Annotated in this window: 7 protein-coding genes; all 7 read right to left on the bottom strand. The window is 76.4% G+C overall.

Features of this window, described 5'->3' with window-relative positions; genetic code table 11:
- Positions 1–45: 45 nt before the first annotated feature.
- A complete protein-coding gene (locus tag ACH4SL_RS01760; protein ID WP_398441312.1) occupies positions 46–1,626 on the bottom strand; it encodes a SagB family peptide dehydrogenase in 1,581 nt (526 codons plus the stop codon).
- Between the two features lie 95 nt (positions 1,627–1,721).
- On the bottom strand, positions 1,722–4,022 hold the full coding sequence (locus ACH4SL_RS01755; RefSeq protein WP_398441311.1) for a TOMM precursor leader peptide-binding protein: 2,301 nt from the start codon (positions 4,020–4,022) through the stop codon (positions 1,722–1,724).
- Complete coding sequence (locus ACH4SL_RS01750) at positions 4,019–6,610, bottom strand: type 2 lanthipeptide synthetase LanM (RefSeq protein WP_398441309.1); 2,592 nt, start codon at positions 6,608–6,610, stop codon at positions 4,019–4,021. Before ACH4SL_RS01750 ends, ACH4SL_RS01755 begins: the two co-directional genes overlap by 4 nt.
- Positions 6,607–8,724, bottom strand: a complete 2,118-nt coding sequence (locus ACH4SL_RS01745; protein WP_398441308.1) for an ATP-binding cassette domain-containing protein — start codon at positions 8,722–8,724, stop codon at positions 6,607–6,609. Before ACH4SL_RS01745 ends, ACH4SL_RS01750 begins: the two co-directional genes overlap by 4 nt.
- Complete coding sequence (locus tag ACH4SL_RS01740; RefSeq protein WP_398441307.1) at positions 8,721–10,910, bottom strand: ATP-binding cassette domain-containing protein; 2,190 nt, start codon at positions 10,908–10,910, stop codon at positions 8,721–8,723. The genes ACH4SL_RS01745 and ACH4SL_RS01740 overlap by 4 nt, the downstream gene beginning before the upstream one ends.
- Complete coding sequence (locus ACH4SL_RS01735) at positions 10,907–11,848, bottom strand: HlyD family efflux transporter periplasmic adaptor subunit (RefSeq protein WP_398441306.1); 942 nt, start codon at positions 11,846–11,848, stop codon at positions 10,907–10,909. The genes ACH4SL_RS01740 and ACH4SL_RS01735 overlap by 4 nt, the downstream gene beginning before the upstream one ends.
- Entirely contained in the window at positions 11,848–13,143 is a 1,296-nt protein-coding gene (locus ACH4SL_RS01730; protein WP_398441305.1) for a cytochrome P450, read from the bottom strand. The genes ACH4SL_RS01735 and ACH4SL_RS01730 overlap by 1 nt, the downstream gene beginning before the upstream one ends.
- Between the last annotated feature and the right edge of the window lie 40 nt (positions 13,144–13,183).

Genomic DNA, 13,183 nt, shown 5'->3' with positions numbered 1-13,183 from the left:
TACCGCCCTCCGGATTCGCCCCGGATTCTGCCCGGCCGGCTGTGCTCAGGGGGATTCCACAGGGTGCGCTGCGATGACCTCGCGGCGGATCTGGCACCACTCGGGGGCCTGACCGGCCGTCCAGCGGGGGTCGCTGCGCTGGGTCCGGTCGCGCTCCGCGGCGAGTGATTCGCCGGTGGGGAGGCTGCCGAGGGCGAAATCCCCGACGGACCCCTCCACCAGCGGGTCGCTCCCCGTGGCCCTTGCCACCAGTCCGGCGTCGCCGCCGCCGAGCGCGCAGGGGGCGAGGCCCAGGACGGTCGCCGCGAGGTAGAAGGTCTGGTAGAGCACGCCGACGTTGCGCAGCGTGGTCGCGTAGGCGATCCGCTCGTACTTCCAGGCCAGCCGGGAGAAGCGCGAGGTCACGGTGAGCACCGCGTCGGGTGCGCCGTCGCCCTTGGACTGGACGGCGGTGGCCACGAGCGCGTCGACGACCGGCCGCGCGTCGCACACCTCCACCAGCTCGTGCCGCCAGGGATCGTAGTGGTAGAAGGAGCGCGCCAGGCCCTCCACCCGGTGGGCCGTGACGTAGACCTCCAGGTCGTGGGCGCCTCCTCCGCTCGGGTAGGGGCGGTCGGCCGCCTCGTAGGGCATGCCGCGTTCCGGGTAGGGGCCGTAGCGGGCCCTGGTGCGACTGGTACGGAAGAGGAATTCACCGAGCTGGTCGACGGACATGGGCCGGGGACCGTAGGTCCGGATGGACTGGCGGGCTTCCAGCACCTCGCTGAAGGACGGTTCGTCCGGCCGGGCGCGCAGGTGGGCGGGCCGCCGCAACGCGACAGCGCGGCCGTGGTGCCCGGCGCGGACGGCGGGTTGCGGTGCGGTGGTGCCCAGCAGCCGGAAGGTGGCGCCGTAGGGGCGGTCGTCCCAACCGAGCCTCGACCGCGTGTGCACCTGGAGGTCGTTCGCGGACCACTGGCCGAGCACGCCGGTGTCCTCCGCGAAACGGCCGCCGGCATCCGCGACGGCGAGCAGCCCGCAGGCGACGAGCCAGCGGACCGTCTCGCGCGCGGTCGCGGGTGGCAGACCGCAGCGCGGGTCCGGTGGCGCGTCCCAGACCGCCGGCGCGCCCAGCGTGCCCAGCAGCGCCACCACCCGTGGATCGGGCAGCAGGACGCGCAGCCCGCGCAGCGCGGTCTCGGCCGCCGTCGTCCCGTTCTCCGCACGCATCACCGCGGCGCGCGACAGGCGGACCGTCGCCCCGGGCGCCAGGTCCGCCGGTGTGTGCGGCACCGGCTCGGCCATCGGCACCATCCGCATCAGCTCGCCGTCCTCGGCGAGCACGTGGCGCACCGCGCGGGGGGACAGCACCGCGAGCAGCCGCCGGAAGCGGGCGATGCGGCCCACCGCCGTGCCCGGGTCGGGATCGTCGAGCAGCAGGTCCTCGGCCCGCTCCGGCGCGGCCGTGCCGAGGAGGGCGCTGCGGAGGGCCGCCTCCACCTCGGCGTCGGCGTCTCCCAGATCGGCCGCGTCGCCGGGCCCGCGCAGCGTCAGCTTTCCCGCGGCGCGGACGAGTTCCCAGGGCGCGGGGAGGGAGAGGGCGACGGCGGGCGAACCGGTGGTGGGAAGGGGCGGTGAGGTGGTCAACGTGGGCTCCCGGCGGGTCGGGCGCTCCCCTGCCGGAAGCGCGGGTGGAACGGCTTGTCCGGCAGGGCGGGGCCGCGTTCCGGGCACCGGGCCGGTCACAGGAACATCGCCACGGGGTTGAGTCGCTGCTCCGGCAGCGGCTCGTCGAGCCAGCCCATACGCACGGGCACGTCGTAGAGCCGGCCGGGCCCGAACCGCGCCCAGAAGTGCCGCAGTCCGGGCACCACGGCCTTGAACACCGGCAGGCCGATGTCCGGCCGGGTCATGTCGACCCCGTAGGCGTCGAGTCCGGCCTTCGTGCACAGGTCCACGGCGTACCGCAGATCGACGGCGATGTCGCCGCTGGTCTGCCGGGGGAAGGAGTCCAGCCGCACGGGTGCGGCGGCCGGGTCGGGGGCGAGGTGGGGGTGGTCGGCGAGCCGGGCGGTGCGCCACCAGTGCATCTGGACGGGGTCGGGGTAGCGGTAGCCCTCGCCGTCGTGGCCGACGTGCAGGACCGCCGGCAGGAACTGGTTCAGCTCCGAGATCGCCCTGCGCAGGGCGATGGCCGGGTCGAGGTGGGCGCCGAACGCCAGGAGCAGGTCCTCGACGGGCTTGTCCACGCGCCGCGACACGGCGGTGAAGGCCGGGACACCGAGGTCGTTGGTGACGTCCAGCACCCACAGTTCACGGCCGACCGCGCGGTACGCGGCGACGCAGGCCGCGACGAAGGGGTCGTCGGCCGATTCCAGGTCGACTGCCGGGCGGCGCAGGCGGTTGTACCACCAGATCGCCACCGCGTCCCGTTCGAAGAGCTCCATCAGGCCCTGCAGCAGCGCGTCCTCGGGCGTGGTGCCGGCAGCGCAGCCGTTGGAGTCGGCCCAGGCGTACAGCGTCCTGGTGTGCTTGGGGTAGAAGTAGTAGAGCTGCATCGTCGGCAGCCACCGGGTGGGGCCCCCGGCCAGCGAGTGCAGCGGCGACCACTCCAGCCGGGCGTCCTCGTCGAAGGGGACGGCCACCACGGTGAACGTGGAGCCGGTGCTGTTCCAGCGTTCCCGGTCCGCGTACTGCGCCGCGCTGTAGCCGGAGACCGCGTTGGGGTGGACGGCCGCGTCGCCGAGTTCCCGGTACGTGGCGGTGATGCGCGCCTCGTCCCCGTGGTAGAGGCCCGAGTAGCGCTCGATCGCCTCGCACGCGGCTCCGAGGCGGGCCTGGAGGGCGGTGGTGCCCTTGCCCGCAGCGCGGCTGCGGATGCCCTCCCGCAGCGCTTCGAGCCCGGTGGCACCGAGCGCGAAGTTCTGCCCGGCCACGCAGGTGTGCAGCAGGTCCGGGGGCAGCCTCGGGTCGTCGGTGCCGAACTCCTCGATGCCGGACACCACTCCGGTGACGGGGCTGACGAGCCGCTCCAGCCTTCCCATGAGCTCCTTGCCGTCGACGGCCCGCAGTCCGCCGTCGCGGGCGACCGCCGGCACCGAGGGGGCGAGCACGATCGGACGCTCCCCGACGCGCGCCTGGGCCGCGGGGTCGCCGCACCGCGGGCACTGCGGCCGGTGCACGGGCGGGTGTTCGAGGCGTTCCGCGGTGAGCGGCCGCACCATGTCCACATGGCCGTGGCCGGGCGCGGGGGCGCCGTCGACGCCGCCGGTCCAGGCGGCGCGAGCAGCCCACCGCAGCGCTCTGAGCGCCACCAGCTGTGCGGCGAGGAGGGTGCCGGCCGCCGTGCCGGCGGGCGCGGGGACGTACCGCCGGCCGGTGCGCTCCTCCACGTAGGTCTCGACCATCCGGTTGCGCCGCAGCCGGAACGTCAGGCACTCCCAGCACCCTCCGCCGCCCGGTTCGAAGACCGGGCCGATCCACGCCGCGGCCCCGGTGGGTCTGGCCAGCAGCCACGGTCTGCCGGACGCCAGGGCCGCCCTGTTGATTTCGTCGAGCAGCGGGTTGAGGTAGTCGTCGGCGAGCACGACCAGCAGACCCGCCCCGCGGTCGACGACCCGTGTGCCGGCGTCGGCGAGGGCCCGGCGCAGGGGTTCGGGATCCACGTCCCCGACCGTCCTCACCTCGCAGCTCAAGGCGTCCAGCAGCGGCTGGACGCCCTCGCCGTCGTAGCCGGCGGTCTCCCAGGCCGCGGCCTCGGCCGGGTCCAGCGACGCGTCCACCTCGATCACGTACCCGCGGGCCCGCAGCCTGGCCAGGGCGTGGTAGACGATCTCCGGGGCGTGGTCGGCGGAGAGGGCGGTGACCATCTCGTCCTCGGTGTGCTTCCCCGCGAGGAAGGGCGCCAGGTCGCAGGCCGCGGAGCCGTGCACGGCGTAGGCGGTGTCCTCGGCGAACAGGTAGACCGCCTCACCGGGCACGACCTCCGCGGTCAGGTGAGGGCGGAACCGCAGCACCCTGCGGCCGGGGGATCTCTCCGTCATCGTGTGCTCCTTGTGGGTGAGGACGGTTCGGCGGGCGGCGGCGTCCTGCGGACGGGTGGGACGGGTTGGCCGGCGGCGCGCAGCAGCGCGAGCACCACGGCGGGGAGGCCGTCCCCGGCGCCGAGCTGATGCTCCGCGGGTGCCAGCCGGTCGGGGAGGCAGGAGCCCTGCTCGGCGCGTGCCGCGAACTCCCAGCCGATCTCACGCAGCGTCTGCCGTGCCGACTCCCGCTCGCCGGCGGTCACGTCGTCGTCGGCGGCGACGGCGGCCGCGCGCTCGCCTGCCCGCAGCAACGCGTCACTGCCGAGTGCGCAGTAGCGGCCCGGCACCGGGCGCCGGGGAGGGGACGGGCGGCTGTCGACGTCGGCCGGCGAGTCGCGGCGGCCTGTGTCGGCCCGCGCGCGGGCAAGTGCGTCGGCGGCACGGCGCAAAGCCGCCGGGGCCCCGTCGTCCCTGGCGAGCACGGTGATGCCCAGCGCCGGTTCGTGCCGCAGCCCCATCCAGTGGGTGCCGCCGCCGGCGTCCCGGATCGCTGCCTGTGCCGCGCCGTCCAGCAGGAGCCCGGCCAGTCGCAGCAGCACCTCGTCGTCCGCTCCGACGGGCGGGTGTGCGGGGTGCGGCGGGACGGGGCGGCGGTGGCCCGTGTGGACGTCCACCAGGTGCTGGCAGGAACGCAGGACGGCTTCCGCGGCCCGGTCGGGGCCCTGCCGGGTTCGCAGCAGGCGGGCGCGCAGTTCGGCCCCGCCCCCGGGCACCAGCAGGCCCGGCACCCGCCGGCCGGTCGAGGTCAGCACGTCCGTCTCGCCCACGACGTTGCGGAAGATCGGCACGTCCAGGCGCCGCAGGTCGGCGACCGAGGCGGCGGCCAGGGCGATCCGGCCGGCCGTCACCGGCCGGGAGGGGTCGGCGCCGTGGGCCAGTTCGGCCCGCAGCACGCGCGCCAGGACCGCCTCGCGCCGCTCGTAGCCCGTCAGCGCCTGGGGGGCCTCCGCCGCCCGCATCGTGGTGAACGACGTCCAGGTGCTGGACCACATCACGCGGACCACGGTCCCGTCGAAGGCGTGCCCCGCGCCGCCGGGCGCGGTCAGCCGTTCCGCCGACCGGGCCAGCGCGGTGTCCGCCTCCCGGTAGCCGGCGGCGATCGCGGCGGTGTGCTCGCGCGGGTCGGCCACGTGGTCTCCGCACCAGGCCATGCTTTCCGGCTGCCAGGACAGCGACCCGTCGAGCAGCCCCAGGTCCCGGCCGTGCTCGTTCAGCCGCGGCACCTCCGGGCGGAAGGGGACCGGTTTGCGGTCGGCCGGACTGCACCCGCCGACGTCCACCGCCGGGCCGCCGGGGCGCAGCAGCACGGGGGCGGTCACCATGCCGGTGGGCAGTACGGTGTCCGCCAGTACGGCCTCCACCGGATCGTCCCCGCCCGTGGTGAAAAGGGGGTGCATGACCGTTTCCAGGTCCAGGACGACCGGCAGGGCACCGGACGGGCGCAGGTTGTCCTGCCACAGGTCGCGTGCCCGCACCACGGTGGCCAGTCGGATCAGCCGGCCCAGGTGCCGCGCGTAGTCGGCGAGTTCGCCCGGTGCGGAGCAGGCGCCGCGTTCCACGTACCCCTCCCAGGCGTAGCCGTCGCGGGCCAGGAGGGGGCGGCGGTGCGGCGGCGGGTCGGGGAACGCGTCGGCCGTCTCGTCCAGCAGTTGGAGGAATGCGGCGGCGCAGTGCAGGTCGCGGGGCTTGTAGACGGCGCGTCGGCCACAGGCGAAGGTCAGCACGGCGACGTTGCGCCCGTCGTCGTGGGGATCTCCGGCGTCGCCCGCGACCCGGTCCAGGGGCGCGGGGCCCGTCTGCCGGAAGAGGCCCTGGGCGAGGAGGTCGTGGTCCGCGGCGAGCCGGACGAGCATCTCCCGGGTGGCGGCCCGCCACTGCCGCACGGCGGTGCCGACCAGGAAGCCGAGGACCGGCAGCGCCGTGAGGCGCCGGCACCAGTCGCCGCGCGAGCCGTCGATCTCTCGGGGCCCGAGGAAGCGCAGGTCGAAGTCGACGGCGGGCCCGCAGTGCGCGAGGACGCGCTCCGCGCCCTGCTCGGCCAGGTCCCGTTCGGCGTTCTCGGTGAGCTCCGGCGCGCGACCGGTCGCGCGCAGGTCGGCGAGGTCGGCCCGCAGGATTTCGCGGGTGGCCTGCCGCATGCACCGCTGCGGTGCCCACAGCCCGTCGTCCCCGGCCGAGTCGGCGGGCAGGGCACGCAGCAGGAGGGCGAGGTCCCGGGCCCAGGCCGGCAGGGCGACCAGCCGGGCCGGGTCGATCCCCGCGTGCGCCGCGAGGACGTCCGTGGTGCCGAGGGCTCCGGCCGCCACCGCGGCGCGTACGGCCGGCGCGTCCACGTCGGGGCTGCCCGTGGCCGCGAGGGCCCACCGCGCGGCCCGGCGGCGGGCGTCGTCGCCGTGGATCGCCGCCGGGCCGGCGGCGGCCCGGTCGGCCGGCGGGGCGCCGGCGGTGATCACCGTGGCCAGGACGTCGGCGAGGTCGCCGAGGCCGCGCAGTGCCCGCCCGGCTCCGGGGCTTCCCGCGGTGCGGGCGGCGGACGGAAGCTTCACCGCTCCCCCTCGGGTCCGGCCGCCGTGCCCACCGGGTCCAGCAGGCGGGCGAACTCGGGGCAGTCGGCCAGCAGTTCGCGATACCGGCCGACCGCGACCGGCCGGCCGGCCTCCAGTACGAGGATGCGGTCCGCCGCGGCCAGCGACTCCACCCGGTGGGTGACCACGATCCGGCCCAGGCCCGCGTCGGCGAGTCGGCCCAGCAGCGCCACCTCGGTGGCCGGGTCGAGGCCGCTGGTCGCCTCGTCCAGGACCAGCAGCCGCGGGCGGCCGGCGAGCGCGCGGGCGACGAGCAGCCGCTGGCGCTGGCCCCCGGAGACCATGCGGTTCCCGGCGCCCACCGGGGTGGTCAGCCCCAGGGGCATGGCCCGCACCTCCTCGGTCAGGCCGACCCCGTCGAGGGCGGCCCACACCGCGGCGTCGTCGATGCCGGGCCGGCCGGCGGCGACCGTGCCGCGGATGTCGGTCCCGGTGGCGGTCGCGTCCTGCAGCACCGCGGCCAACGAGCGCCGCGCCGAGAGCGGGTCGAGGCCGTCCAGCCTGCGGCCGTCGAAGCGCACCTCGCCCTCCGCCAGCGGCACGAGGCCGAGCAGGGCCTGCACCAGGGTGGACTTGCCGGCGCCCGAGGCCCCCACCACGCCGACGAACTCGCCCGGGCCCACGTCCAGGTCCACGCCCCGCAGCAGCGGTGCGCCGCCGGGGGCGCGCACGCCCACGTCGCGAAGGGCCAGCCGGCGGGCGGAGGGAACGGTGTCGCCGGCGGGCTCCGCCTCCAGCCCCACCACCTCCAGCAGCCGGTCCACCACGGGGACCACGCCGAAGACGGCGGTGGCGATACGCCCGGCCTGGGCGACGGCGGCGATGAACTGCGTCAGGGCGATGTTGAGCGCCAGCAGGCCGGCGGCGCCCGGACGCGGGGTCCCGAACAGCAGCGGCGCGCCCAGGAGCAGTGCGTAGAGCAGGCCGGGGAGCGCCGCCGTGAGACCGGCGGCGGCGGACTGCCAGCCCAACGCCGCGAGGTCGTGCCTCTTCTGCTCGGCGAAGACCTCCAGCCAGCGGCCGAAGGCGCGCTCCTCACGACCGGCGACCCGGATCTTGTCCAGGCCGCGCAGCATCTCCAGCAGCGTTGCCGACGCCTCCCCGTAGAGCGCGAACACCTTTCTGTCGTGCGTCAGTTGGCGCGTTCCGAACCAGGCGGCGAGCAGGGCGGCGCCGAGCACCAGCGCCAGTGCGGGCAGGCTCGGCAAGGGCGCCAGCACGATGACGACGACCAGGCTCGCCAGGCCGAACAGCAGATTCAGGATGGCCGACAAGGTGGTGTTGCCCAGCATCTGGCGGACCGCGTCGACCCCGGCGACCCGCACGGCGAGGTCGCCGGCGGTGTAGTCGCGAAGCCGCCAGGCCCGCACCCGCAGGAGCCGGTCCAGCGCGGCCGGCCCGAGGACCGCCTCGGCGTAGGACTCCAGCCGGGCCAGCGCGAGGTTCCGCAGCCAGACGAGGCCGGCGTAGACGCCCAGCCCGAAGCCGACCAGCACGGCCAGTTCGCCCAGGGCTCCGGTGCGGTTCCCGAGCACCGCGGACAGGGCGATCGCGCCCGCGGACGGCAGGAAGGCGCCGAGCACCGCGGCGGCCAGGCCGGCGGCCAGCAGCAGGGGCAGGTCCCCCCGCCTGCGCCCGTGCGCGGCCAGGTCCCGCGCCCGGCGCGCCTCCAGCGGCCGTGTCACCTCCCACGCCCACCCGGTCAGCTCCGCCGCGGTGGCCGCGTCCACCCGGTCGATCGTGCCGTGGCCCGGCAGGACCAGCCGGAAGGAGCGCCCGCGAGGCAGGAGCGCGACAGGTGAACCGTCCCGCCAGTAGCCGAGCAGGGGGTGCAGCGGGGTGCGGTACCAGTCGCCGCCGAGCGTCACCGCGCGGGCCCGCAACCCGACGGCCTCGAAGGCGCCTTGGACGTCGGCAGGGCCCTCCTCGGTCGGGGCTGCGGGCCGGGCCCCTGCAGGTGCGACGCCGAGATGGGCCGCGACCTCCTCCACGCAGCCGCGCCGGGTGGAGGCGGGCGCGGGGGCGCCGGTGAGGAACCGGTCCAGCGGGGAGAAGGGCGAGGTCTCGGCGGTCACCGGTCGCCCCCCACGGCAGTACGCACGGAGGTCCCCGTACCGGCACCCGGGCCCGCACCGCGGGGCGGATCCGGGACGGCCGGGTCGCACGGCCTCACCCGGCCTTCGCGCACCACCAGTTCGCGGTCGCACGCCCGCACCGCCGAGCGCCGGTGCGCCAGCATGAGCACCGTCACGCCGCGCCGCCGCAGCCGCACGAAGAGCTCCTGCTCCACGGCCCGGTCCAGGGCGCCCGTGGCCTCGTCGAGTACCAGCAGGGACGGGTCAGCGGCGAGTGCCCGGGCGATCTCCAGCCGCTGCCGCTCGCCCCCGCTGAAATTCACGCCGCCCTCGGCGACCACCGCCCGGTGGCTACCGCCCCGCATGTCCACCACCCGGTCCAGGCACGCGTCGTGGAGGGCCCGGTCGATCGCCTCGTCGCTCACCGTCTCGTCCCACAGCGCCACGTTCTCCGCCACCGTTCCCGCGAACAGCTCGATGGTCTGGTCCACCCAGGCGACGCTCCGGACCAGTTCGCCCCTGGGTCTTTCGGCCGGCGGCCGGCCGTCCAGCAGCACCCGCCCCGTTCCGGGGGCCAGCACCCCCGCGGCCAGCCGGGCCAGCGTCGTTTTCCCCGCACCGGTCGGCCCGGTGACCGCCACCCACTCCCCCGCCGCCACGTCGAGGTCCACCTCGCACAGCACGGCCCGGGCAGGACCGTATCCGGCCGTCACCCCCTCCATCCGCAACGAGCCCGCGGCGCGGGAACCGGTGTCCGGCCCCACCGTCCGGACCGCGGACGGGTCGTACGGCTCGGCGAGCAGGTCGTCCAGCAGGCCGATGCGGGTGAGCAGCCCGGGCACCGCGAGCAGCCCGCCCACCGCTGTGGCGGCCGCCGCGGTGAAGCCGCCGGCCAGGCTCTGCACCGCGAAGAGCGCTCCGAGCGTCATGTGCAGATGGAGGATGCGCGGCGCCGCGGCCAGGACGACCAGGGAGGAAACCCCGACGGCCAGCACCGAGGGAAGAGCGGTGAGTGTCTGCTGCTGCCGGTTGTGCACCGAGGTGGCGCGCACGGCGACCGCGTGCAGGCTGCTCCACCGACCGGTCACCTCGGCCTCACCGCCGCCGGCCTTGACCGCGTCCAGCGCCCGCAGCGCCGTGAAGCCCGCCGCGTCCCTGCGGGCGGTCAGCCGGGTCTCCACCAGGGCGGCCGCCGCCTGACGCCGCCAGCTCAGGAGCGGCACCGCGACCACCAGCAGGCCGAGACCGACCGCGAGACCGCCGACGACCCGGTCCTCGCGCACGATCACCGTGCCGAGCAGGGCCGCGTTGACCACCGCGCCTGCCGCGGGCACCAGCTGGTTGACGAGACCGAGGCTGAACGCGTCGACCGCCTGCGCCCTGGCCGCCATCGCACCCGGATCGCGCCGCAGCAGGGTCCGTCCGTCGATGTGCAGCAGCCGCCACACCAGGTCCACCGACATCATCAGCGACTGGCGCACCTGGAGACGGCCCAGGATCTGGTTCTGCGCGGCCACCGCAAGCCCGGACACCAGGCCCACGGCGACCGTGACCGCGTAGAGCCGCGGACCGCCGCCGGCACCTCCCGACACCGCGTCGGCGGCCAGCAGTTTCAATGTCATCGCGAGCAGCAGGGACATGGCCCCGCCCACCAGCGACAGCACCACGGCGCACAGGACGCCGGGCCACTGGGCGGACAGCACCGCCGCCAGTCGCCGGCCCGCGGTGCCGCGCGGCCCGCCGCGCACGAAGTCCGCCCCCGGCCGCGCCGTCAGCAGCACCCCGCTGAGTTCCGGCGCCAGTTCGGCGAACGGCATCCGGTGCCTGCCGACGGCGGGGTCCACCACGGTCAGCAGGTCGCCGCGCAGCCGCTCGACCACGACGAAGTGACCGTCCGAGAGGTGCGCCACCACCGGCAGTGGCATCGAGGCGAGCCCGGAGGGATCGGGCACGCCGTCCCGCCACGGGACGGTGAGCCGCACCGCCGACGCCCGCATGCCCTGGTCCCGGGCGGCGCGCAGCCAGGTCAGCGCGTCGACACCGTCCCTGGACGCGCCGGTGGCCTCGCGCAGTTCGCGCAGCGGCACGCGCCGGCCGTGGCAGGCCAGCACCGAGGCGAGGCAGGCGGGCGCGCAGTCGGTCTCCTCGGCCTGCGGGACGTAGGGGACGCGGCGGGCACGGCTCACCAGCTGCCCCCCGTCAGCACGTCCAGGGGGTGGACCGAGCCGGTGCGGACCCGCGCGACCACCGGCACCAGCGCCGGCAGTTGGGACGCGACGTCCCCGGTGTCCAGCAGGATCCGGGCCGCACCGGCGACCTGCGCGGCATGGAGATCCACCGTCACCAAGCGGAAGGGGCCCTGGCCGCGCACCGCCAGGGAAGCCGGCAGGCCGCCCAGCATCCGGCTGACGTCGGCGCTGGTGATCGGGTAGGAACCCACCGAGCGGACCTCGCCGCTCACCGAGACCGCCGACCGGTCGGACGACAGCTGCGCGCTCACCGCCGCTCCCTGGGCCACCGGGAAGCCGCGGTCACTGCCGAGGAACATCCACGCGCGCAGGCCGCCCGCGCCGCTGTCCAGGGCCACCACCGGTGTGCCGGGGGAAAGGACCGTGCCGGGAGCGGCGGCGATCCCCAGCACGTTCCCGGCGGCCGGCGCACGCACCGCACGCGTACCGCCGCCCGCCAGGGCGACCTCCGCGACCTGCTGGCCGGCACGCACCGCGTCCCCCGGCGCCACGGCCACGCTGAGCACCGTCCCCGCGACGGAGGATGCGACCGGCCGGGGCCCGTCTCCGTGCACCAGCACGCCCTCCAGCCGGACGGTCGACTGCACGGTACCGACCGCCGCCCACGACACCAGGCCCGCGACCACCGCGAGCACCAGCGCCAGCGCGATCAGGAAGCCCGGTGGCGCCAGGGCCATCCGCTCACCGGCGATGCGCGCGGCGGAAGCCAGCCGCTCCTGCGCCCGCGCCTCGGCGACGGCCTCCCGCTCGGCACCGGCCGCCGGCATCCCGTCCTCCGTCCGCGGCGCGCCGGTGACGGACTCCGCCGCGTCCGCGCCGTTCGGTACCTGCCGCGCGTCGATGGCCGTCCCCTTCTCCCTGCCGTGTTCGGGCATCACGTGCGCTCCGGGGAAAGCTCTGCGGGGGAGCCGCCCGGGGAATCGTCCGGGGAGGCGCCCGGGGAATCGCCCGGGAAGGCGCCCGGGGAGCCGCCCGCCCCCGAGGAGCCCGGCGGGACCTCGCGTACCGGCAGCCGGGACCAGCCTTGGACCGCGGGCGACCAGTGCGGTGCGGCGCCCGGCAGGACGACGAGCCTGCCCGGACGTCCGGCCAGGAAGCGGAGGAACTCCGCGCCCGCGATGTCGGCGTGGTGCATGCCGAGGCAGATGTGGGGACCGTGACCGTAGGCGAGGGCGGCCTCCGGGCCGGTGCGGGGGCCGGCACCTGCGGGCTCGCCGAGGAGCGCGGCGGCCAGCAGCACCACCACGGTCTGCCCCGCCGGGAGTGCGAGACCGCCGGCCGACGCCGGGCAGGCCGCGCGGCGGGCCAGCATCCTCAGGGGGCTCGCGGCGCGCAGGGCGGAGCGGAAGGCGTCGTGGGCGCGGTCCGGCTCACGGCGCAGGCCTGCGAGCCAGTCCGGCTCCAGGGCCGCCCGGTGCGCCGCCTGGGCCAGCGCCTGGCTGAGGGTCTCCAGCCCGGCCGTCAGCAGGAGCACGAACAGCGCGAAGCCCTCCGCCTCGTCCGCGGCCCCGGCCCGTACGGCCTCGGCGATCGCGCGCAGCAGCCCGTGGTCCGCGGTGGCCAGAGCGGTCCTCGCGTACCGCCGCAGTTCGGCGAGCTCGGCGGGGAGGGCGTCGCCGTCTCCCCCGGGGGTGCCGGGTCTGATGCGGTCCCTCAGCATCCGGGCCCAGTGCTCCAGCCGTTCGGTGTCCTCCCCGGGCAGCCCCATGACCAGGAGCGCCAGTCGCACCGGCAGGCGGTCCGCGTAGCCGGTGACGAAGTCGAAGCCCTGCCCGGCGTCCGCCGGCCACGTCCGCTCGACCGTTTCGGCGATGGCCGCACGCGCGGCCGAGGCCGACCGCCGGGTGAAGTACGGCGCCACCACGCGGCGCAGCCGGGCGTGCGCCGAGCCGTCGCGCAGGCTCGGCATGGACCGGAACACCGCGTCGAGGTCGTCGTGCGGGCTGATCCGCAGTGCGGGCAGCCTGCCGTCGCCGTCGCCGACGACCAGCCGCGGATCGGCCAGCGCCTCGCGTGCGACGTCGGCACGGGCCACGACCGTCAGCCCGTGGCCCGCGTGGAGCGCCGGCCAGCGGTGTGCCACGGCCGGGCTGAGGGCCGGACGCCGGCCGTCCAGGCATGCCAGGACCTCGCCGACCGCCGCGGAGCTCGGGATCGCGGTCTCCCCCATGGGTTCTTCTCGCTCTTCTGTCGGAGCCGGCTGGCGGGGC

Source organism: Streptomyces sp. NPDC021020, assembly GCF_044333285.1.
In the GTDB taxonomy this organism is placed as follows: Bacteria; Actinomycetota; Actinomycetes; order Streptomycetales; family Streptomycetaceae; genus Actinacidiphila.
This window is presented reverse-complemented; position numbering and strand designations above follow the sequence as displayed.